Annotated in this window: 18 protein-coding genes; 11 read left to right on the top strand and 7 right to left on the bottom strand. The window is 46.6% G+C overall.

Annotation, left to right across the window (positions count from 1 at the left end; all coding sequences use genetic code 11):
* The first annotated feature begins 144 nt into the window (after positions 1-144).
* Entirely contained in the window at positions 145-1269 is a 1125-nt protein-coding gene (locus tag ACMUEV_RS10190; protein WP_190652664.1) for an RNA-guided endonuclease InsQ/TnpB family protein, read from the top strand.
* Between the two features lie 37 nt (positions 1270-1306).
* Here the strand turns inward: ACMUEV_RS10190 and ACMUEV_RS10185 are convergent, their stop codons facing one another.
* Together ACMUEV_RS10185 and lexA are read right to left on the bottom strand one after the other, a co-directional pair.
* Entirely contained in the window at positions 1307-2197 is an 891-nt protein-coding gene (locus ACMUEV_RS10185) for an SDH family Clp fold serine proteinase (protein ID WP_190652665.1), read from the bottom strand.
* Positions 2198-2287: 90 nt separating this feature from the next.
* On the bottom strand, positions 2288-2920 hold the full coding sequence (gene lexA / locus ACMUEV_RS10180; RefSeq protein ID WP_017289202.1) for a transcriptional repressor LexA: 633 nt from the start codon (positions 2918-2920) through the stop codon (positions 2288-2290).
* Positions 2921-3035: 115 nt separating this feature from the next.
* On the opposite strand from lexA, the gene mnmG reads away from it, so the two are divergent.
* Entirely contained in the window at positions 3036-4940 is a 1905-nt protein-coding gene (mnmG, locus tag ACMUEV_RS10175) for a tRNA uridine-5-carboxymethylaminomethyl(34) synthesis enzyme MnmG (RefSeq protein ID WP_190652666.1), read from the top strand.
* On the opposite strand, the gene ACMUEV_RS10170 is transcribed toward mnmG, so the two are convergent.
* The gene (locus ACMUEV_RS10170; RefSeq protein WP_190652667.1) at positions 4882-5622 is read right to left on the bottom strand and encodes a hypothetical protein; all 741 of its coding nucleotides are present in this window, start codon (positions 5620-5622) and stop codon (positions 4882-4884) included. The genes mnmG and ACMUEV_RS10170 overlap by 59 nt on opposite strands.
* Before the next feature lie 273 nt (positions 5623-5895).
* Positions 5896-6387, bottom strand: a complete 492-nt coding sequence (locus tag ACMUEV_RS10165; protein WP_199329654.1) for a L,D-transpeptidase — start codon at positions 6385-6387, stop codon at positions 5896-5898.
* 401 nt (positions 6388-6788) lie between these two features.
* Between ACMUEV_RS10165 and ACMUEV_RS10160 the strand changes: the two genes are divergently transcribed.
* From ACMUEV_RS10160 to ACMUEV_RS10140, 5 genes are all read left to right on the top strand, one after another.
* The gene (locus tag ACMUEV_RS10160) at positions 6789-7913 is read left to right on the top strand and encodes a hypothetical protein (RefSeq protein ID WP_190652668.1); all 1125 of its coding nucleotides are present in this window, start codon (positions 6789-6791) and stop codon (positions 7911-7913) included.
* Between the two features lie 16 nt (positions 7914-7929).
* Positions 7930-8919, top strand: coding sequence for a hypothetical protein (locus ACMUEV_RS10155; RefSeq protein ID WP_190652669.1), 990 nt, complete (start codon positions 7930-7932; stop codon positions 8917-8919).
* Between the two features lie 96 nt (positions 8920-9015).
* A complete protein-coding gene (crtA, locus tag ACMUEV_RS10150) occupies positions 9016-9915 on the top strand; it encodes a cyanoexosortase A (RefSeq protein ID WP_190652670.1) in 900 nt (299 codons plus the stop codon).
* 6 nt (positions 9916-9921) lie between these two features.
* Positions 9922-10575, top strand: coding sequence for a cyanoexosortase A system-associated protein (locus tag ACMUEV_RS10145; RefSeq protein WP_190652671.1), 654 nt, complete (start codon positions 9922-9924; stop codon positions 10573-10575).
* Between the two features lie 15 nt (positions 10576-10590).
* A complete protein-coding gene (locus tag ACMUEV_RS10140) occupies positions 10591-11301 on the top strand; it encodes an HpsJ family protein (RefSeq protein ID WP_190652672.1) in 711 nt (236 codons plus the stop codon).
* A gap of 273 nt (positions 11302-11574) precedes the next feature.
* Here the strand turns inward: ACMUEV_RS10140 and ACMUEV_RS10135 are convergent, their stop codons facing one another.
* The 3 genes from ACMUEV_RS10135 to ACMUEV_RS10125 form a co-directional block, all read right to left on the bottom strand.
* The gene (locus ACMUEV_RS10135) at positions 11575-12654 is read right to left on the bottom strand and encodes an alpha/beta fold hydrolase (protein ID WP_190652673.1); all 1080 of its coding nucleotides are present in this window, start codon (positions 12652-12654) and stop codon (positions 11575-11577) included.
* Between the two features lie 114 nt (positions 12655-12768).
* Positions 12769-14010, bottom strand: coding sequence for a glycosyltransferase (locus ACMUEV_RS10130; protein WP_190652674.1), 1242 nt, complete (start codon positions 14008-14010; stop codon positions 12769-12771).
* 449 nt (positions 14011-14459) lie between these two features.
* The gene (locus tag ACMUEV_RS10125) at positions 14460-15581 is read right to left on the bottom strand and encodes a polysaccharide biosynthesis/export family protein (protein ID WP_242044666.1); all 1122 of its coding nucleotides are present in this window, start codon (positions 15579-15581) and stop codon (positions 14460-14462) included.
* Between the two features lie 242 nt (positions 15582-15823).
* Here ACMUEV_RS10125 and ACMUEV_RS10120 point away from each other — a divergent pair, with 242 nt between their 5' ends.
* The 4 genes from ACMUEV_RS10120 to ACMUEV_RS10105 all read left to right on the top strand — a co-directional run bounded on the left by ACMUEV_RS10120 (position 15824) and on the right by ACMUEV_RS10105 (position 21870).
* On the top strand, positions 15824-18100 hold the full coding sequence (locus ACMUEV_RS10120; protein ID WP_017289216.1) for a GumC family protein: 2277 nt from the start codon (positions 15824-15826) through the stop codon (positions 18098-18100).
* A 119-nt stretch (positions 18101-18219) separates the two neighbouring features.
* Positions 18220-19602, top strand: a complete 1383-nt coding sequence (locus ACMUEV_RS10115; RefSeq protein ID WP_190652675.1) for a hypothetical protein — start codon at positions 18220-18222, stop codon at positions 19600-19602.
* A gap of 19 nt (positions 19603-19621) precedes the next feature.
* Entirely contained in the window at positions 19622-20797 is a 1176-nt protein-coding gene (locus ACMUEV_RS10110) for a glycosyltransferase family 4 protein (protein ID WP_242044668.1), read from the top strand.
* 17 nt (positions 20798-20814) lie between these two features.
* Positions 20815-21870 carry a glycosyltransferase gene (locus ACMUEV_RS10105; protein WP_190652677.1) on the top strand — a complete coding sequence of 352 codons (1056 nt, stop codon included), beginning with the start codon at positions 20815-20817 and terminating at the stop codon, positions 21868-21870.
* Positions 21871-21873: the final 3 nt, after the last annotated feature.

The raw sequence follows: 21873 nt of genomic DNA, 5'->3' as shown, positions 1-21873 counted from the left end.
ATTCAAAAGTTAAAGCGATGATTCTCGACAAGGATCATCGCTTTAGTTTTTTTACAGGGTGGCAAGTAAAGCCCACCTCATTCATGGGTGGGATGTAACGCTTTGCACTTTTAAGTGCTGTTCAGGTATGCGAAGATAGTAGTTATGAAGACGTTGAAATTCAAGCTTTACCAACACAAGCGGAATCGGTATTTGAAGCAAGACATCAACATTGCGGCAAATATCTATAACCACTGTATTGCACTCCATAAACGGTACTACCGGATGTGGAAAAAGCATTTGAATTGCGCGAAACTTCAAAGCCATATTGCCAAGTTGAGAAAACGTAAATCTCACTGGCAACGAATCGGCTCTCAAGCGGTACAGGATATCTGTCAACGCATTGAGAAAGCCTACCAACTGTTCTTTAAGCACCACAAGAAAGGAGTTAAGCCACCGGGCTTTAAGAAAGCCAAGAAGTACAAATCGTTCACCCTGAAACAAGCAGGATACAAGTTCTTAGGCGGAAATCGTATCAAGATTGGAAGCCGTGTATTTCAGTATTGGAACTCCAGAGAAATAGAGGGAGAAGTCAAAACATTAACCATTAAGCGCACTCCATTAGGAGAGTTATTCATGGTTGTGGTGGTTGATAGCGTTGCTGAACCAGAGACCCAATTCGAGACGGGTAATATCGCTGGATTTGATTTCGGTTTGAAGACGTTCCTCACCTGCTCAGAAGGATTCAAGATTGAATCACCGCTCTTTTTCAAGCAAGGCTTAAATGCGATTCGGAAAGCCTGCAAGCAACTATCGCGCAAGCAGAAAGGATCAAAACAGAGAGAGAAAGCCAGAAAGCATTTGGTGCGACAGTATGAAAAGATTGCCAACCAAAGACGAGACTGGTTTTGGCAACTCGCTCATGAGTTGACGAATCAATTCGACGTTCTCTATTTTGAGACGTTGAACCTCAAAGGGATGCAGCGTCTTTGGGGGCGAAAGATTCAGGATCTTGCGTTGCGTGAATTTCTGAGCATTCTGGAATGGGTAGCTCAGAAGAAAGGAAAACTTGTGGAGTATCGTGACCCGTGGTTTCCTAGCTCCAAAATGTGTTCTAAGTGTGGGCACGTTTTAGAATCGCTGGATTTGAAAACTAGAGAGTGGCGCTGTCCCGAATGCAATACGCTGCATGACCGGGATGAAAGCGCCGCTAAAAATATCAAAATGGGCGAGAAACCGTCCATAGGCTTAGGAGATGTCAGACAGGCTCAGCCTGCAATCTCTGCTTGAAGCCTGAATCCCACGTGCTTCTAGCCGTGGGAGTGGTTCAATGGATGTTTGCGCCTTCTGGTAGAGGTCTACCTTTTGGCTCAGGCAATGAAGGTCGCCGCTCATAAGGCAGTGGAATATACTGCACCGAAGGACGACCTCCTTGAGGTTGCGGATACAGTTCCATCAGGTCATAAATCTCTCGACCCAGACCTACACTGATCGGTAAGCCCATTTCTGAAGCTTCCTCTACCGTAATCGGATAATCATGAGTCACTTTCCCAGTGGTCAAGGCATCAATCACAGATTCAATCCGGTCTGGCGCAATCTTCTGCTGGGGCACAGAATCTTTGAGTAAGGTTCTGACAAAGCGCTGAACTTGAGCGATCGCTTTTCTCGACAAGTCCGCCATGATCAAGGTCTGATCATCAATTTCAGAAATCGGCTTCTCTTCGACAACTTTGAGAATGCTAGCAGCCGGGAAATTTCCTAACTGCGGATCGACTGGTCCTAAGACAGCATTCGCATCCATGACGATCTCATCGGCTGCTAATGCCAACATGGTTCCACCACTCATTGCATAGTGAGGCACATGCACTGTGACTTTGGCAGGATGGCGAATCAACGCTCTTGCAATCTGTTCTGTTGCTAAAACTAATCCACCTGGCGTGTGCAAAATCAAATCAATCGGGACATCTGGCGGAGTTAACCGAATTGCTCTGAGAATTTGTTCGGAATCTTCGATCGTAATGTAGCGCGATAACGGAATTCCTAATAAGCTAATCGATTCTTGGCGATGCACCAGCAAGATCACTCGACTGTTATGTTTCTGCTCAATCTGCTTTAGGGTGCGATATCGCTTTGTCTCAATCTGTTTGCGCTGCCAGAGCGGTTGCAAGGAGGAAAAAATAAAGAATATCCAAATCAGATCAAAGAAACTGAAAGTCATAGAAGTTAAGCCTAAGTGCAATGATTTAAGTGCAATACAGCCCTATTCTTTCAGTTCTGCCTTTTGTAAATCTCTGCCTGGAGAGCGAAACTAGACTAATCCTCGGACTAAGCCCACAAAGATTCCCTCGATCGCAACATCTTCCGCACGTTTCTCAATGACTGGATAGCTCGGATTCGCAGGTTGCAGAATGATCTGATCTCCACTCCAAAAGAGATGCTTCAACGTCGTTTGCGTTTCAAACCGAGCTGCAACAATCTCACCGTTTTGAATCGACTTCGGCTCAGATGTCTTTCGCAGAATCACAACATCGCCATCCGCGATCGCGGCTCCAATCATGCTATCTCCCTTCACCCGTAGGGCAAAATACTCTTGCATCTGCGTGCGTCTTTTTCCCACAAAATGCGGCAAGGTGGAAATATCAACAAACTCGTCAATTTCTGAATCTGGAAAGGTTTCGACTAACCCCCCGGCTGCAATCACCCCGAGAATCGGAATCGTCCGCGATCGCGGCTTACAAATCACGAGCGACTTCACCGATCCTTCTTTCCAAGCCACATAGCCTGCCGCTCTCAAATCCGTTAAATGAAATCGAATTGTATCTTTTGACTTGTAGCCCAAAGCGGCTGCCATCTCGCCATAAGACGGCACAGCATGATAGCGATCGATGTAATCTTCAAGCCAATCTAACAGCTTTTGTTTTGGGGGAGATAGCTCAAGCATGACGATTCGGGCAGCAGTTTATTTCAAGTTTAGATTCTTCTAACATTCCCGGTATCCTGCCTGAGTTCCAGGTATAGCCCTAAAATAGAAAACGCACCGCTATGTCTTGTGACTTATGAACGCGCCTGTGGATTTTCTCGATGCTTATGATGTTGTTGTCGTTGGAGCCGGACATGCTGGCTGTGAAGCGGCATTGGCAGCGGCGCGTTTGGGCTGTCGGACATTGCTGCTGACGCTCAATCTGGACAAAATCGCATGGCAACCTTGTAATCCGGCCGTGGGAGGGCCAGCAAAATCTCAGCTTGTTCACGAAGCGGATGCTTTGGGGGGCGAGATTGGGAAAATGGCAGATCGGACTTATTTGCAGAAGCGGATTTTGAATTCGTCGCGTGGGCCAGCAGTGTGGGCATTGCGGGCGCAGACGGATAAGCGTGAATATGCCCAAGTGATGAAGACGATCGTCGAAAATCAAGAAAATTTGACCATTCGCGAAGGCATGGCAACTGATTTGGTGCTGAATGCGAATGATGAAGTGATTGGAGTCGAAACCTACTTTGGCGTAGCTTTTGAGTGCAAGGCAGTTGTCCTGACGACAGGAACGTTTCTGGGTGGGAAAATCTGGGTCGGCAATAAGTCGATGGATGCAGGTCGTGCTGGAGAATTTGCTGCGATCGGCTTAACCGAAACGCTGAATCGATTCGGATTTGAAACCGGACGGCTGAAGACGGGGACTCCGGCACGAGTCGATCGTCGATCGGTGAATTTTGACCTGCTCGAACCGCAACCGAGCGATCCAGATGTGCGTTGGTTTAGCTTCGATCCAGAGGTGTGGGTCGAGCGTGAAACGATGGACTGTCATTTAACGCGCACGACTGCTGAGACACATCGGATTATTCGAGAAAATTTGCATCTCTCGCCGGTGTATGGTGGTTGGGTCGATGCGAAAGGACCGCGGTACTGTCCGAGTATCGAAGACAAGATTGTGCGTTTTGCAGATAAAGAAAGCCATCAGATCTTCATCGAACCTGAAGGGCGAGACATCCCAGAATTGTATATTCAAGGCTTTTCGACCGGATTGCCTGAAAAAATCCAACTACAAATGTTGCGATCGCTGCCGGGTCTAGAGAACTGCGCCATGCTTCGCCCTGCTTATGCCGTTGAATATGACTATCTCCCTGCGACACAATGCTATCCGACACTGATGACTAAAAAAATCAACGGATTGTTCTGTGCGGGGCAGATCAATGGCACAACAGGCTATGAAGAAGCAGCAGCCCAAGGGTTAGTTGCCGGAATTAATGCGGCTCGATTGTGCCAGGGGCAAGAAATGGTGATTTTCCCGCGTGAACAGAGCTACATTGGCACATTGATTGATGATCTGTGTACGAAAGATTTGCGTGAGCCGTATCGGATGTTGACTTCTCGATCGGAGTATCGCTTAATTCTGCGCTCAGACAATGCTGATCAGCGCTTAACGCCTTTAGGACGTGAGATCGGATTGATTGACGATCGACGTTGGGCATTGTTCACGCAAAAGCAAGAAAACATTGCTGCCGAGAAAGAACGACTGCATGAAACTCGCATTAAGGAACTCGATGAAGTTGGTAAAGCGATCGCGCAAGGAACGCAGCAAGCGATCAAAGGATCAATTACCTTAGCTGAACTGCTGCGTCGGTCTGGATTTCACTATGCGGATTTAGAGCAGTACGGCTTAGGCAATCTTGAGCTAAATCGTTTTGAGAAAGAAGGAGCCGAGATTGATATCAAATACTCCGGCTACATTCAGCGCCAACAGCATCAGATCGATCAAGTGAGTAAGCAAGAGAATCGCAAGTTGCCGGAAAACTTGAACTATCACGAGATCGAAACGCTTTCAAAAGAGGCAAGAGAGAAGCTATCGAAAGTGCGTCCTTTAACGATCGGACAAGCGAGCAGAATTGGCGGAGTCAATCCTGCTGATATCAACGCTTTACTGATCTATCTTGAGATTCAAGCTCGACGACTCGCGGAGGCAGTGTAGCGACTGAGGTGAGATTGAGATTGTGCTGCTGTACTTGTTCGGGCAGCATAAAAATAAAAGCGGTCATTGCACTCATAACTAGCATCTCACCTCCGTCCTCTAGTAGTCCAATCATCTTATTGAACTGATCCGGGGTGACGATATGGATAGTATCTGTCACAATTCCGAATACGACCAGCGCCAAGAGACTTTTGATTAAGACTTTCGAGCTTTTTCTAAACACCTGATCTCCCATCCGATACGCAAACCCTATGCCTGCTAGCAAGCATAGCCCGATCACGCCGGATACTAGGATCTCTCCATAATCTGCACTCCGTAGACCAAACAGGGTGGTAAATCCTAGCTGATTCCCGACATATAGCCCTAGATTTTCATGAATGCTGAGTGAATCATCGAGTAATAGATACAAAAATAGAAACATCCAGCTTAGATAGGTTAGTACCCGCTTTCTCAATGCGATAAAGCCGAGTATCAGCACACACCAAAATTCCTTTGTATATTGGAAAAATTCTGGCATTCCGCGATCGCGCTCAACAGAATAGAAATGCACATCAGAAGTCGGACTCCATTGCCGCGAACTATAAATAAAGACCAAAAAGTGTAGCAAGATGAACCCAAGATCGGTCAGGACTAGAAGATAGAACAATTTGTTCGCCCAACTTGGCGTTCTCAATTTTGTCATGCCTATCTTCCTCACAGTTTAATATTTCTGACGCAATACACCCGGATTAAATGCTGAATACACTCATGTAGGAAGACAGTTTCTAGTCTTCAGCTACGGTGCTTTGTGTTCAGAGATGCAAACCCATCCGATGCAGAGATTGTACAAGAAGTTAAAAAAGGGTTAATAAAAGATTAAGAAAACCTCTCCTAAGACATAGAAAATCACTCTTGCTGTGAAAGTGTCCTGACTTAAGACATACGAAGCAAGAGTGATTCTAGACTCGTCAATGAATTAATGAACAATGACAGGTGTTCCAACCTCTGCCCAGTAAAATAGCCATCTCGCGTGATCGACTGCAACATTCACACAGCCATGACTGACAGGGGTTCCAAAGTTGTGATGCCAGTAAGCGCCATGAATCGCATAACCGCGATAATAGTACATCGTATACGGGACATCTGGAGTGTCATAATCCTCTCCCCGCATGCGTGCAAACCGATGCTGAGATTGAATTTTAAACACGCCTTTCACAGTTGGAGTGCTTGGTTTCCCGGTCGAAACAATCACTGCATAAACTTGTTTTTTTCCTTCCCAGGCATATACACGTTGCCGTGCAAGATCGACTTCAATCCAACGCTGATTGCTTTTTTTGTAAGTTGAAATTGCTTGCGCGATCGTATCTGTCTGAGCATAGACAGGCATCGAGACGGGGAGAGGAGCAACAACTAAAGTCCCGATGAGTAGCGCGATCGATAAAAAAGAATGAATTTGTGTTTTCATCATTGCCAACCCAGAAATCGATGGGATGACAAGCGTAGATAGAGCAAAGTAGCGAAGTCTGAAGATGCAACCTGAAATGAGAGCAGTCTATCTAAAAGCTTGTAAATTTAACTACAAAATCATGACCTCGATTCCAGAAAGCTAGATAAACTCACTGAATCAACCCTTTCAGTAAGAGCACTCACCTTTTGCAGATTTTTACAAAAAAGATACACAAATTTACGGAGTATACGTAGAGAGACTCTCTATAGACTGTCGGTGCGGATCTCCTTGATTCTTTCTCAGTCAGATAAAGACGAAAGCCCCAGTTTATGAAAATCTCCTACTCAAGTCCACGCCCTCCGATATCAGTCCTCTGGATTCGATGTTTCGCATTCGGTTTCATCCTTGCTGGATTTGGGGGGATGAGCTTCGCGGCAAAAGCTACCTCAGATAGCAAAGCTACTCTCGACCTCAAAGCAAAAGTCATTGTCAAATCGGACAATCTCAAATCGGACGATCGCCAAGCTGAAAAGCCCGATTTAGAACATCCTAAGGATGCGTCTTGGCTTAAATCTACTCCTACGGCTGAAGCAAGTGAAATTGAGTTTTCTAAGCGCGAAACGCCAATTTCTAAGCCTGAAAAACCAATCTCTAAACCCGCAACACCGATCTCTAAGCCCGAAACGACGCGCTTAGCAGGTGTCACTAAAGAAAATTTTCTCAACACTCAATCTCAAGCTAGCGCTCGCCAATTACTTGCAGAGCCTTCAATTTCAGAAAGCTCGATCACTCAAGCCAGCGAAAATACAGAGAGCTTACGTCAGCGCTTAACGATTGAACCTTTGACCGAACTGCGGATTCCTGCCTATTCTCCCGGTTCAACTGTTGGTGTTCCCAGTGCTTTTGGCGCAAACTTTGGGGATGCATTCATTGGACTCGCATTTTCTAACCGCAGACCGAGAATCAACGAATCGGATGGTGCGCTGAGTGCTGGATTTGGATTAGGCGACTCTGAGCGTGCCCTCGGTTTAGAAGTTAATGCGAACATTGGCAGTTTGCGACGCTTCGGACGAAATGGCGATATCGGGCTAAAACTCCATCGTGCGCTCCCTGGAAAAGCCGCGATCGCAATCGGTTTAGATGAAGGCATCGTTTGGGGTGAAGCGAATCGGGATACCGTCTCGACCTTTTATGGTGTTGCAAGTAAAATCTTCGATTTGCGTCCTGCAGATCAAGTTAACTCTTTACCTTTGACATTAACGCTAGGAGTTGGCGGTGGACGATTCCGCAGCTTTGAGAACATTGAAAATCGCCGAGGAGGAGTGGGAGTCTTTGCAAGTGCTGGACTGCGGGTTGTGCCACAGGCATCCGCGATCGCAAGTTGGACAGGACAAGATCTCAATTTGGGTGTTTCCTATGTGCCCCTGAAGACAACTCCGCTGTTCTTGACCTTTGTTGTCGGCAATGTTTTGGGTCGCAACGATAACAATACCTTGTTCTCCTTCGGGATTGGTTACGGTTTCAACTACGCAGGCTATCGGTACTAAATTTTAGTGAATTCTTATGCATCAAACCTTAGTTTCTTGGAAGCGCACGCTGGCACTGGGCGCAGTTTTTACTTTCGCGATCGTATCACCCAGTCTTGCTCACACTCCCCCTGGATCGAACGGACTGACTCCTGGATCTGGGATTGTGCCTCCGAACCCGTCACCTCAGTTTACTCAAGAGATCATTCGCATCTTGCAGGCGCTCAGATCTGGTAATCCAACTCAACAAACGATCGCGAATATTCTGGTTTCAACAGGTCGCTTGTATCGATATAACGAAACGATCGGAGAACTCAGAACCGTGATTTCTCAGTCCGCAGTTCCGCCGAATGAGCCAGGAGTTGAGCAAGATGCTCCGGGATTTGTGCGCTTCAACCTAGAGGGTGAAAGCAGTATACCGAGCCAGATTGCAACTCGGTTTACTCGCTATGTGGATACCTTGGGCAATCAGAATGGTCGCTTTAGAATCTTTGGCAACGATCGTCAAGGTGTGGCGCGCGATCTTCGAGTTGAGATTCTATCAAAGTCAGAGGGTCAGGTTGAGTTGCGATTTACATCGACCTCTCCTGCTCTGAAAGATGCTACAGGGAAGCAGATGACTGAAACGATTCTTGCTCCAAATTCTAAAGTAGCAGCGGTACTAGCAGGTGTGCTTGCTGCACTGGATATTGCGAATGCGTCTCCATTGACGTTGCAAGCTGCGAAAAGTATGGTACTGTCACTTGGGAATACGAGTTTAACGTCGGCTGAGATTTTGCAACTGTCTCAGGGCTTGGCAGAAATGCTGATCGCAAGTGAAGCCGTATTTGGAGGCTGTGGCGAGGCGAGTGCTTTAGCTTGTACAGGATTCAATATGAATGCGCTGAGAACAGCAATTCAGTCTTACAACAAAGTGGTGAATGAAACGAGTGGCACTGCGCTTTTGGCTCTATCGCAGAATCCTGAGTTTCAAACCCTTGGCGATATCCTGCGTCGAGTTCGAGCGACCTTGGCGACTGGTGGTTAAACCTGAGCGATCGTGAATTCAATGTTCTTGGATCTTTGCTTGGCAACTGCCATTCGCAAATCCTAGCAGTTTGCCTCTACCTCTTTAATCCTACTCATGTATTTCCTGCGCTATCGGTTGAAACTCATTCAGATGCTCAGCGACGTGAAGGCTGAGTTTGCTGGAGTCGCGATCGCATTAATCAGCCTCCATCTGCTGATGTATTGGCGATTTACGGGCAATTTGAACTATGTTTCGATCGAACTGATCGGCTGGTCTGCGGTGTTCTATCGGCTTTGGCAACGCCGCGATCTCATTGTTTTGAGACGGGAAAGGGGGGCGCAGCTGTTCGGGTGGTTCTTAATCGCACTTTTACTTGTGCGCGGATGGAATCTGACCAGCGCGAGTGGTAGTATTCTTGGCTTGAATTCGCTGCTGATTGGGATTGCAATGGCTGCGATCGCAGTAGGATTTCAGCAATTCAAGCACTATCAACGCGAGTTTTGGATGGTTGCAATGATCGCGTTGCCGTTAGAGCAAGCGTTGACTCTAGTTGATCGCCTCATCAACTCTAGCCTGCTCACGGCAAAGTATTCTTTTACGCTGATGTGGTATTGCGGATTTCTAGTCGAGCGCCAGGGAACCTTACTCTCGTTGCCAACGGGAACGGTGAATGTCTATCCAGGGTGTTCAGGCTTAGAAGCAATTCTGGTTTCGTTGAAAGTGGCATTCTTTTTTTTAATGGTTTATCCCACTCGTCACAGAGAAAAGTTTTGGGTTCTGGCGATCGCGATTCTTTCTGCATTCATTGTGAATGGGTTCCGAATCATGCTGTTAGCACATTTAGTTGCAAGTCACAATACAGCAGGATTTGATTACTGGCATGGCAGTCAAGGTGCGCAGTTCTTTTCGATGATTTCGATGTTCATCTTTAGTGGTTACTGTCAGTCTCTAATCGAGCAGCCAAAGCCAGAAATTTCTCACTCAGAGAAGTCTCTAGAGCATTCATCTCGCTAATCTTCTATGATTTTCTCTCTTGTGCCATTCAGGCTAACTCTCTTCAGCATTGTTCTAGTTGCTGGCAGAATTGTGATTGATCCGAATCTTGGTCAAGATTCAGTGTTTGAGTTTCCCAATCAAGTACAACTCGATCAAGCTCAATTTGTTGCAGGACAGGCGATTGAAACGAAAAGCTTGCTTAGAGATTGGGGAGACATCAAAGGCTATGAATATACTTATCAACAAGACAATCAGGCATTCAAAGTAAAAATTTACTACCTGCCAGAATCAGATGGAGATATTGCGAGCTATCGATCTGCCTATGGGATTGATTCTCAAAAAGCTGTTGTGAAATCTCAGCAGCAGCAAGGACAGACTGGTTTTTACGATCGATTTGAGCATGAACAGACTGCTTATCTCAGTTCTTGTATCAATCCTCGCGGTTCGAGTACCGTGACGCACGCGCAATTTTTCGCGAATCGCAACACGTACGATCTGAAGCTTGATCGAGCTATCCCGGTGATTTTAGGCACAGAAGATTTGCGTGATTCCCGATGTTTGTGGGTTACAATTTCAGCACCCATTGCGAATCAGTCGGTGGATGCCGTTCATCAGCAATTAGTCGCAGTTTGGCAAGAGATTTATGCTTGGTGGTCGCCAAGATTTCCAAAACGTTAGCAAAGTAGAGTGATTATGCAGTTTGAGTCGTCTTCTGCCGGAAAGGCGATCGCAGGTTTGCGAATCGTAGGCTATGGAATTTTAGTCTTATGTGTGTTCGATCTCGTCGATTTGTTATATCCGTTTCAAGTGTTTAACTCGGATTGGGAGTTCAATACGGTTGGAAATTTGGTCGAGCGAGTTGGCTTTCCGCTAGTTGGGTTCGGATTGATTTTTTTGGGTGAGGAAACGAGTCGCCATAAGGTCGAGCGGTTTGCGCTGAAGCCCTTGTCGTGGGCGCTTTTAATTTATGCGATCGTTTACTTGCTTCTAGTTCCGCTCACAGTTAGCTCAGGCTGGCGAATTTACAATCAAAACAACGCCAAGCTGGTGAATCAACTCGCACAACAGCGCGATCGAACCAAAGCGGCTCAAGAACAATTAGGCAAGTTGTCAGATGAACAAGTAAAAGCGTTAGTCCAGCGATCGACAATTGGCTCCGTAGAGAACTTTAATGTTCCTCAGTTTCGCAAGCAGCAGCTAGAAGGCGTGGAAGCGCAAGCTCAGCAGGTAGAAGCCCAACTCAAAGCAACCGTCGCCCAACAGACGCAGAATCTGGTCAAGAAGGGCACGAAATGGGCATTGGGTGCTGCTGTTGCGGGAGTTGCGTTTTTGTATCTCTGGTCTTTATCGAGTTGGGCGCGTGAGAAGAAAATCAAAGCTCGACCGCTGGCAATGTCGCGGTAGTCGCTCTCTTGCTGTCATGATGTTTGACCTGAGCATCGAGAATTGCAAACAGTTGATGTAATTGCCGCTTTGGATCGCATAGTTTAATTGCCCGCGTCACGCCAGCTTTTGCTCAGCGATCGCGGGCTTCAGGCTGCATGATCAACGGCTCTATCGAGCAGCCCAAACTGTCCCAGGCTTACGAATTATCAAGTGAGAACTCGGTTGCGAGTCTGCCGAGAAAGCAAAGTGCAACCTTGTACTTTGTTTAGGGCATGAAAGCTTGAGTCTTGGCTAATGATGATTTAAGCTCTGCTTCAAAATCTGAGCCAATTGTTGCACATATGGCTCCGCCAGCATTGCTCCATGATCCCCAGGCATTTCATGAACCTCTAACCCTCCTAAAGCAATACTTTTCCAAAGTATTTCCGGTGCTTCTCGAGATTGCAAAACTCCACTTTCGCGCTCTTGAGCCTGGAAGAGTAAGACTTTACCCGGATAAGGTTTTGGCAAATACGGCTCGAAAAAATGAGATTCTCCAAGTGGATGTGCTTGATACGCTTTATAAGCTCTCTCAGGAGAAGGTTGGACACGAGGAAACAATGCTGCGCGAGTTCTGCGGATGATTTCACTCAGTTCAAGCTCCGAAAGCCTAGTGATCGTCTGCTTGAACGAATTCCATCTCAAGCGCTTGCTGAGAAAAGTATCAAAAACAATCAGCGAACCGACTGACTGCCCAGACGCGATTAGCTGTTGCGCCATCTCCAGCGCAATTCTGCCGCCCAAAGAAAAGCCCATCAAAAAGTAAGGTCCTTGAGGCTGTAGCGATCGCATTTCTTGGATGTAATGACCTGCTAAGGCTTCGATCTGACGGGGTAAATCTGGAACATGCTCGATCGACTCTTGAGCAATCCCGTAGCGCAGTCCGTAGACAGGCTGATCAGATCCTAAATGCTGACACAGACTGCGATATTCCAGCACATGGATACCAAACAAAATGGGCTTAGAACCCTTGGTTTGCAGCGGAGCAAGAGAATACCACGCAGAAGGGCTACACGCTTTGATCTTCTGTGCAAGTTGCTGAATTGTAGGGGCTTCAAAAATACTGGCAAGGCTCAAATCTCGGTCAAACAGTTCTTCGAGTTCTTCGAGTACATCGATTGCCAGCATTGAGGTTCCACCCAAGTCGAAGAAATTGTCGTGAATCTGAATCTGCTCGACGGATAGCGCCTGTTTCCAAATTTGGGCAATGTCCTGTTCGATCTGATCAATCGAAGAGTGACCCGCTCGATCTGCATCAATCTGATGCAGAAAGTCCTGATTTTGATCCCAATTTGGCTGTTGAGAAAGTAACTGTTCAGCAAGACTAGACATGGTTCCCCTCATCCAACAATTTTATATGTAACGCTATTTCTGCGAAGGATGCACCTCTGAAAATCAAAATAATATAGCCTTCTTTGAGCTAAGCTATCTGTCTGAAATTGCAACTTATACGAATGCTGTTTCCTTGCGATTGATCGCTCGCTCATAAATTCTCAAGCTCTCTTGTGCCATCAGATCTTGATCAAATTGCAGCGATCGCGTGCGACTTGCGATCGACAATTTTCCCCGTAACTGAGGCTCTCTTAACAACCGATTAGCAGCTTCTGCTAATGCCTCTGCATCATTCATCGGAACCGTTAATCCTTCAATTCCACCTCGGCTCACCCAAGTGACTCCACTCTTTGGAATTGCAGTATTAATTACCGGACACCCACTTGCCATCGCTTCTACTTGCACTAACCCAAATGCTTCACTACGCGCATTCGACGGAAACCATAAAGCAGTCGATGCCCGATACGCTCCAACCAGTTCATCTTGAGTAAGCTGCTGCTTAAATACCACGCGATCGCCCACGCCAATGTCCATTGCCTGACGCTGCAAGGCGTCTGCTAACTCGCCTTTTCCAACAATCATTAAGGTGCCAGGAACGTCGCGTAAAGCGGCAATTGCGACATGCAAGGCTTTGTAATAAACTAAGCGCCCCACACACAGCCAAATTGGACCTGAATGCATTGCCCTTAATCGTCTCTCGTAAGCGATCGCGGCTGGAGTCGGCTGGCGATAAATGGATAAATCAATCCCAAAGGGAAGAACTTCAACGCGATCGCGATAGGGACGTAGAAAATCTGATCCTGCTAGATAATTTGGGCTACCAATCAAAACTCGCGCCGCCCGATGGTAAATATGCTTGAGCATCGGATTGACAACATGCTTGAGTACGCGCTGTTTCACAATATCGCTATGGTGCGTCACAACCAGCGGAATCGTTGAATTTGCTAATGCCCAATGCATTCCCATTGCGGGATTCGGCGTATGTAGATGAGCAATATCATAGGCAGCCCTGCGTCTATCAAAATATTGAGAGAAGGTTGTAAAAACATCAACGCGTGCAACATTCAACAGTCGTCCTAGTCGAATCACGCGTACATTACCGTCGAGTTCTTCGATCGTGTGAGTTTGCTGAGCTTCTCGACCTTCGCGATCGCAAGTGTTCACGCACAAAACATCAACCTTCGCCCCTAGTGCAGCTTGCGAAGTGGCGATAGCACGCACATGCGTTTCAATCCCACCGGGTTGAGGTGGATAGTACTTTGATAGATGACAAATTCGCAGCGGGGTATGCGGATTCCGTACAGATCTACTAACACTGGGGGCTTCAATGTGATTTGAGATTTGAATGTACGACATGATTACAATACAGGTGTGACAAGATCAATAAGAAATCTGAGCAAATTGACAGGTAGAATTCTCCCAGAACAATCATTCGACTAACTCTTAAGGGGCAACCGCAATGATCAGGATGAGTCGCCAAGGCTGGGTCGATAGAAATAGTTGCAAACTTACTAAATCGAATCAATTTTAGTACTTGAATTTTACAGAGTTTCTTTTACTAGAGAGCTACGTAGATGTGCGGGGATTCGTTTAGCTTGTAGAAGAAAAGAGAACGTTTCTAGATAATTTCTTGGTGTAATGATCAATTTGAATTTATTGTGGATGCACCATCAAATCATCGACTATATTGCATCCGCGAAAATCTGGGTTGTATCTGTTGAGCAAAACCGAAACACCAGCGAACTTCAGGATTCGAGAGCAATCCTGAAGTTCATGAGCAGATATTATTGTGGCGAACGACTAGACTAATTACCTAGCAAGAGTCGTAGCAATCCAAAAGCTCCTGTGACTGGGCTAACAACTGCTCCTAACAGATCAGAAATTTTTGCTGTACTGCTACGATTCACAATGATCACATCGTTTTGATGAATTGCTGGATTTGAATTCTCATCTAATCCGATCGCAACATCAAACTTAAATTCTCGTCGATTCACTGATCCATCCGGCATCAAACGCACTAATTCAATCTTCGTCTTTTTACCTCGCCCCGGTGCAACACCGCCTGCTGCGAGAATTGCCTGCATCAACGTCGAATTCGGACGTACAGCAACACCCCCTGGTCGAACAACCTCACCAACCACATTCACCTGAATTTGCTCAGGCGAAAAATTGCTCATTGCAATGTTTGTTGCCTCAGTTGGATCAATCTTCTCTGCAATGGGCACATACACTGTATCGCCATCTTGGAGTGGGATATCTTGTGCTAGCTCACCTTCTCTCAGATACTTCCACAAATTCACCTTGATTGTTTCCGGCGTACCATCTGCTGTGGGACGGCGCACTTCAATCTCTTTGACATTTGCCAGTTGAGCAATCCCACCCGCAGTTTGAATTGCTTTAGAAACGGTCGGCCACTGGCTCCCACTCTCAGCCGAGCTTCGCTGGCTCAAACTTGCCTGGTTCACTTCACTCCCAATCGTATTGACGATGTAAGATCCCGGACGATTGACTGCACCAATAATGCCGACTTTCAAAGGGCGGGGCGCAACCAAACTCACTGTAACGACAGGATTCTTGATAAATTTTTGATACCGCTCTTTTAAGCGCTCTGAAGCTTGATTCAGCGTCAATCCCTGAACTGATACACTGCCTACCCACGGTAGATTCAACATACCGTCTAGTAGAATTGTGTAGCGTGGTTCCAGCGTGAGTTCAGGAACATCAAACAGATCGAGCCGCACTAAATCTCCTGCGCCTAACTTGTAGCTACTTCCGATCGCTGACGTAATCTCAGATTTGGGGGTTACGCCTGCTTGCAGGAGCGGCAGCGTTCTAGAGGGTGGCATTGGAGTCTGAGCCAACACAACGATCGGCTGAATCATTGCCATTGACAAGCCTAGACACAAGCGAGTTAAAGCCCTATTCATATTGAAGTTAATGGCAAATGTGACAATTAGAAGAAGGTACAGGCAAACGTTAAGGTAAACGATTCTAGGGAATTTCCACCCTGTAATATCCCTAGATTATCAGTACTGCTCAAAACGTGAGATTCAGTACCATTACGGACTCTGGAATCAAAATGGCGTGAAATACTGGGCGCAACCTGATGGTGTTCTGCACTGCCAGCAGAAAATACGCAAGTAGCATCACGGAATACCCACTTGAGTTCATGAGTACTAATCCTTTATCCAAGCTGTATCAATCTGAGCGAGAGCACGCAACTCCGCTGCACCTTTTTAGCCTGAAAAACACGGAGAGCCGTTCCGAAGTTGATCTCAAGAAAATCTGGGATATTGTCCAGCGAAGAAAGCTCTTTGTCGCAGTCGTTGCTCTAATTCTATTGGGTGCAACTATGGCATGGTCAGTCTCGCGCAAGCCTGTCTATATGAGTACATTCCGGCTATTGATTGAGGCAGATAAAGGCAAAATGCTGGGACAGCAAGCCAGTATGGGGCTGAGTGAACTTACTTCTAGTACGAATTTTACGACTCTAACTCAAGTACTCAAAAGTTCTCAGGTGTTACAGCCTGCTTTCAAAGAACTGCAAAAAGAATATCCGAATCTTAAGTTTGATCAGTTTCTCACATCACTTTCTGTGACTCGCCTCAAAGATACTGAAATTCTTGAAGTCAGCTATCTCGATCACGATCCGAATCAAGGGCTATCCGTGGTTGAGAAGCTGTCGCAGAACTATTTGGATTATGGGGAGCAATTAAGAAGTCGCAATCTTCAGCAAGGAATTAAGTTTGTCGAAAAGCAGCTTCCTGGACTTTACACCCGAGTCAATCAGATTCAAAGTCAACTCCAAGGGTTTCGAGAATCAAACCAGATTGTGAATCCAGAAGATCGCGCAAAATACTTGATTACTCTCAGTAGTGAGATTGAAACGAATCAAAAGCAAACTCAAGCAAAGCTGGCTGAGTCCAAAGCACTTTACGCAACGTTGCGAAAGCAGGTCGGCAATACTCCTGAAGTTGCGATCGCGGCTTCTGCACTCAGTGAATCGAAAGCGTTTCAAGAACTACGATCGCAACTCCAGCAAGTTGAAACTCAGCTGTCAATGAACGCAGAGCGCCTCACTCCAGATGCTCCTCCTGTGCAAGCGTTGATCAAGAAGCGCCAGGGAATTCTTGCTCAAATGGAACGAGAAGCAAGACAAACTTTGAGTACAACTGGCGTGAAACAAGCTCAAGGCAACCTGAGTGGAACGTTAATTGAACTCAACCGCCAGTTGATTACAGTGAGCAATGAGATCAATGCGCTAGAGGCGAGAGATCGCTCCCTCGTAGCAACGGCTCGGCAGTTGCAAGTGAATTTAAAGGCAATTCCGTCTCTGATTCGTCAAGATGTCGATCTACAGCGAGAACTCAAGGTTGCGAATGATAGCTTGGATCGCTTCCTTGCCAGTCGTGAAACATTGCAAATCGAAGCGGCACAAAATACACAGCCCTGGCAGATTATTTCTGCCCCTTCCCAACGTCCAGCACCGATTTTCCCAAGCATTCCTCAAAGTGCGGCATTAGGCGCTCTCGGCAGCCTGTTTCTCAGTGTTTTAGCAGCACTCCTCGTCGATAAACTCGATGATGTTCTCTATTCTGCGGAAGACCTCAAACAGGATACAAAGATTCCATTGCTAAGCGTCATTCCGTTCTACAAGAACCTGCATGAACCAAGCTTGCCCGCAATGTCTTCGTTACGGAATCTACCGAGTGGAGCTTTGGCTGAAAATGCGGGTAAACCTGCTCAAACGTTCTCGATCGACTTAAGCGAAGATGCTGCTATCTTCCGCGAGGCATTTCGGAGCTTGAATCTCAGCCTTTCAATGACGAATCTGCAAAATCCATTGCATTCGATCGTCGTTGCTTCAGCGCTAGCAAGTGATGGTAAATCAACCGTTGCAATGAATATGGCACTTGCGGCTGCAACGATGGGTCAGCGGGTTTTGCTCGTGGATGCGGATCTGTATCGATCGAAAGTGCATGTCTATGCAAGAGTTCCGAATGAACAAGGCTTAAGCCAGTATCTTACCTCAGATGCTCCGTTAGATACGTTGATCCAACAGTCTGCAATGGAGCAGAACCTATTTGTTTTAACGGCGGGCAAGGCTCAGATGGATGCAAGTCGTCTCTTGTCGTCGAGCAAGATGAAGACGCTCATGGAAGGCCTCAAAGAGGAATTTGATTTGATTATCTACGATGCACCTCCGGTGCTAGGCTTCTCAGATAGCTTGATCTTATCCGGTCAAGTGGATGGAAGTGTACTGGTCGTTGGGCTTGGCAATACAGGTCGAACGGCTTTAATCGAATCGCTGCGGGGCTTGCAAATGTCGGGTAGCCCAGTCTTAGGTATCGTTGCAAATTGCCTCAAGCCTGGTACGCATTTAGCGCATAAGTATCACGAATACGTCCGCCGTAACTACAACTCGGATTTAGTTGAGACAGTCTAATTGCTCAAGTTGAACCGACAAACATCACATACCGATTCGGATCTGACATGATGACTTATTGCTGTTCTAACAGCTTAGTCCCTGCAGAATGCTCAATATGTTAGGAAGTTCCTAAGCTTATGAATAGTAAAGCTGTGAAACATCAGGAAGAATATTCGCGACTTACGTACTCTCCAGTCGCATCTTCTTCAGTCCGATTTCAGATCCCGAAGTTTTCTTGGTTACACGCTTTTATTGTGAGCCAATTCATCTTCCAAGTCTCACTTCTGATTCCGGCTATTGCAGAGTTCAGAACACTGGTTCGGATTGCCGTATTTGGCTTAAGCTTAGCTTTTTTATGGAGAATTCCGAAGACTGGATTAAAGCATCCGGCTAAACCTTGGGCGATCGCTGTGATGTGCATCATGATGTTGCAGTTCTTTTGGCATCCTTACTTGAGTAGTATTCCAGCCGGAGCTGCTCAATGCCTGATGTACTTAGCGATTCTTGCACCTTTGTTCTGGGTGAGTCGGCTCGATCTCAAAGAGCGTGATTTTCTTTGGCTGGTCTATCTACTCTGGGGATTTCATGTTCTAAGCTCGATCGTCGGAGTGCTACAAGTTTACTATCCCGAGATCTTTCAATTTGCCATTTCTTCAAATATTGAAGAAGGCGCGTTCGGAGGTGAACACTTAAAAATCGTAATCGCCAATGGATTGACACTCTATCGCCCAACCGGGCTAACGGATTTGCCTGGAGGTGCAGCAACCTCTGGATTTTACGCTTTACTCCTGGGTACAGGTATTGCTTTGCAGCAAGGGCATCTGATTTTTCGGCTGCTGGGCGTAATCAGTGTGCCGATCGGTCTATTTTGTATCTATCTTTCGCAAATCCGTTCAATCTTCATTCTCGCGCTTGTCTGCTTAGCTGTGACCGCATTAATTCTATTGCAACTGAAGCGACTCTGGCACCTGACAGCGATGATCGGCGCTGGCATTCTCATTGCAATCGCAACCACAACTTGGGCAATGAGTGTAGGAGGATCAGTCACCAGTGAACGATTTTTGTCCCTGATTACTGAGCCACCTGATGCAGTACTGTATCAGAACCGAGGTATTTTTCTAGAAGAAACAATCACTAAGATCATCCCACAATACCCGCTGGGCGCAGGCTTAGCGCGATGGGGGATGATGAATAACTATTTTGGGAATCAATTGAATCCATTGACTCAGCCGATCTGGGCAGAAATTCAGTGGACAGGCTGGGTACTCGATGGCGGCATCCCTTTAGTTATTGCTTATTCAGGTGCGCTCATTGCAGCGTGCGTCGCAGTCTGGCGAATTATTAGCGATCGCAGGTCATCTCTACAGCTTTGGGGCGCGATTATTCTTGCTCACAACATTGGCGCGATCGCTATTACGTTTAACTATGTTCCGTTTATGAGCCAGACCGGAATGGATTTTTGGCTCATCAATTCAGCCCTCTGTGTATCAGCAGCAACGCACATCAAACATGGCAAGTAATCTTTTTCCGGAGACAACCATGAAATCTTTTCTGCTCGTTGCCGCCGACTTTGTAAAAACAGGCGGAATGGATCGCGCCAACTATGCTCTGGCCGATTACTTAGCTCGTCAATCGGTTGAAGTTCATCTTGTCGCGCATCGAGTTGACTCCCAGTTACAAAACTATCCAAACGTTTTCTGGCATCGGGTTCCTAAAATTGCAAAGTCTTACTTTTTAGGTGAGTTTCTTCTCAATGCGGCTGGGCAATTCTGGGCAAAGCGCATCACAGCCCAAGGTGGGCGCGTTTTAGTCAATGGTGGAAATTGCCGTTGGAGTGATGTGAACTGGGTACATTATGTTCATGCTGCCTATCAGCCGAACACCCAAGCTAGCTTTGTACAGCGATTGAAGTGTGCGTTGACTCATCCAATTTACTGTCAAGCTGAAAAACGCAGCTTGAAAAATGCCCGCATTATTATTGCAAATTCGCATCGAACTGTCTCTGATTTGATTCGGTATAAGCTCGCAACTCCCGCTAAAATTTGCCCAGTTTACTATGGGTCTGATTCATCGAAGTTCTACGCTGCCGGTGTTGAAGAAGTAAAATTCCTGCGTCAAAAGCTCAATTTGCCTTTAAATCGTTCGATCGTTATTTTTATCGGTGCATTAGGCGATCGACGAAAAGGCTTTGATGTTCTGTTTCAAGCCTGGCAACAGTTGTGCCAAGACCCAACTTGGGATAGTGATTTGATCGTCGTTGGGCAAGGTGCAGAACTGCCGCGCTGGAGGCAGCGGGTTCGAGATCAGCAATTGAGCGATCGCATTCAGTTTCTCGGCTTTCGCTCTGATGTACCGGATCTATTACGGGCTTCAGATTGCTTGATTGCACCGACACGGTACGAAGCTTATGGATTAGGCGTGCATGAAGCGCTATGCTGCGGAATTCCAGCAATTGTGACTGCAACGGCTGGAGTCGCAGAACGCTATACCCAAGGATTAACAGATTTACTTTTAACCGATGCGAACAATGTTTCACATCTAATTGATAAGTTGTATCATTGGCGAAGTCATCAAAATTACTACCAGCAAATTCTGCATACGCAAGTTATCCCCCAATTGCACCGGGAGACATGGGATCACATGGCAAAGCAGATTGTTGATGCGGTTGAAACTCCGACATCCAGTACGGTTCAGACTCAGTATTCTATGCGATAAAAGCCGAGGACACTTCGATGAAAAAAACGGTAGCCTGCTCTGCTCCTTATGATGTGGGAGGACTGGGACAACACTTCTCATTTATTGTCGAAGAAGCGCGATCGCAGAATCGCTTGATCGAGTACTATACTCCGCGTCCGAAAGCAGAGGATGCCATTGGAAGAACCGTTGAAATCTCAAATCGCCGCAAACTCTTGTTTCGTTGTCCTCCGCTTCGGTTTAGTCCAGGTTGGATTAATTATTACTTTAATGATTGGTTCGATCGCGCTGTTGCTGCCTCACTTCGCCCAGCAGATGAATTTGAGACAGGGTGTGCTGGACAAGCTTTTCATTCTTTTAAACGCGCGCGTCAGCTAGGATATCGCGTTCTCGCACTGCAAGCAGATAACAGTCATATCAACAATGTGGCTCGGCAACATCTCAAAGCAATTCGAGATTTTGGTATTGAAGCAAGTTGGCTGAATGATGCACATCGCCAAAAAATTCTGCAGGCTTATGAGAAAGCAGATATTATTCATGTTGCCTCTAGTTATAGTTATGAGTCGTTTCTCAGAGCAGGCGTGCCAGAATCTAAGTTAAATATCCGACAGTTCTCTGTCCATCCTCGATTTGTGCCCCCTGCTCAACCTTGTAACGACGGAAAGTTTCGGGTTGTCTATTCGGGAACGCTGAGCGTGGCGAAGGGAATTCCTGTGCTGCTCGAAGCCTTTTCTCGCCTTCAAGGGTGTGATACGGAACTGATTTTAATCGGCGGCTCAACGACTCGGGGTATGCGGCTCTATTTAGAAGCCTGGCAAAAACGAGACTGTCGGATTCGGATTGCTCCCGGTGATCCGTTACCCCATTTGCAGCGTGCCAGTGTGTATGTTCATCCTTCGTATGAAGATGGATTTTCCTATGCTCCAATGGAAGCGATCGCGTGTGGCGTGCCAGCTATTGTCACAGAAGACACAGGCATGAAAGAACATATCCAGCCAGGGATCAATGGTTATATTGTGCCAACTGGAGACTGGGAAGCACTGCTCGACCAGCTGAAAAGCTTACAAAAATCTTCGTTACTCTCTCTCATCTAATTC

The sequence above is a fragment of the Leptolyngbya sp. FACHB-1624 genome, from assembly GCF_047649235.1.
GTDB classification, from domain to species: domain Bacteria; phylum Cyanobacteriota; class Cyanobacteriia; order Leptolyngbyales; family Leptolyngbyaceae; genus Leptolyngbya; species Leptolyngbya boryana.
Note: the sequence above shows the minus strand (reverse complement) of the source record. Positions and strands in the feature narration are given on the sequence as shown.

Excerpts from the sequence above, each read along its gene's own strand:
- ACMUEV_RS10190 (WP_190652664.1), top strand. The coding sequence starts at position 145 with ATGAAGACGTTGAAATTCAAGCTTTACCAACACAAGCGGAATCGGTAT.
- ACMUEV_RS10185 (WP_190652665.1), bottom strand. The coding sequence starts at position 2,197 with ATGACTTTCAGTTTCTTTGATCTGATTTGGATATTCTTTATTTTTTCC.
- lexA (WP_017289202.1), bottom strand. The coding sequence starts at position 2,920 with ATGCTTGAGCTATCTCCCCCAAAACAAAAGCTGTTAGATTGGCTTGAA.
- mnmG (WP_190652666.1), top strand. The coding sequence starts at position 3,036 with ATGAACGCGCCTGTGGATTTTCTCGATGCTTATGATGTTGTTGTCGTT.
- ACMUEV_RS10170 (WP_190652667.1), bottom strand. The coding sequence starts at position 5,622 with ATGACAAAATTGAGAACGCCAAGTTGGGCGAACAAATTGTTCTATCTT.
- ACMUEV_RS10165 (WP_199329654.1), bottom strand. The coding sequence starts at position 6,387 with ATGATGAAAACACAAATTCATTCTTTTTTATCGATCGCGCTACTCATC.
- ACMUEV_RS10160 (WP_190652668.1), top strand. The coding sequence starts at position 6,789 with ATGAGCTTCGCGGCAAAAGCTACCTCAGATAGCAAAGCTACTCTCGAC.
- ACMUEV_RS10155 (WP_190652669.1), top strand. The coding sequence starts at position 7,930 with ATGCATCAAACCTTAGTTTCTTGGAAGCGCACGCTGGCACTGGGCGCA.
- crtA (WP_190652670.1), top strand. The coding sequence starts at position 9,016 with ATGTATTTCCTGCGCTATCGGTTGAAACTCATTCAGATGCTCAGCGAC.
- ACMUEV_RS10145 (WP_190652671.1), top strand. The coding sequence starts at position 9,922 with ATGATTTTCTCTCTTGTGCCATTCAGGCTAACTCTCTTCAGCATTGTT.
- ACMUEV_RS10140 (WP_190652672.1), top strand. The coding sequence starts at position 10,591 with ATGCAGTTTGAGTCGTCTTCTGCCGGAAAGGCGATCGCAGGTTTGCGA.
- ACMUEV_RS10135 (WP_190652673.1), bottom strand. The coding sequence starts at position 12,654 with ATGTCTAGTCTTGCTGAACAGTTACTTTCTCAACAGCCAAATTGGGAT.
- ACMUEV_RS10130 (WP_190652674.1), bottom strand. The coding sequence starts at position 14,010 with ATGTCGTACATTCAAATCTCAAATCACATTGAAGCCCCCAGTGTTAGT.
- ACMUEV_RS10125 (WP_242044666.1), bottom strand. The coding sequence starts at position 15,581 with ATGAATAGGGCTTTAACTCGCTTGTGTCTAGGCTTGTCAATGGCAATG.
- ACMUEV_RS10120 (WP_017289216.1), top strand. The coding sequence starts at position 15,824 with ATGAGTACTAATCCTTTATCCAAGCTGTATCAATCTGAGCGAGAGCAC.
- ACMUEV_RS10115 (WP_190652675.1), top strand. The coding sequence starts at position 18,220 with ATGAATAGTAAAGCTGTGAAACATCAGGAAGAATATTCGCGACTTACG.
- ACMUEV_RS10110 (WP_242044668.1), top strand. The coding sequence starts at position 19,622 with ATGAAATCTTTTCTGCTCGTTGCCGCCGACTTTGTAAAAACAGGCGGA.
- ACMUEV_RS10105 (WP_190652677.1), top strand. The coding sequence starts at position 20,815 with ATGAAAAAAACGGTAGCCTGCTCTGCTCCTTATGATGTGGGAGGACTG.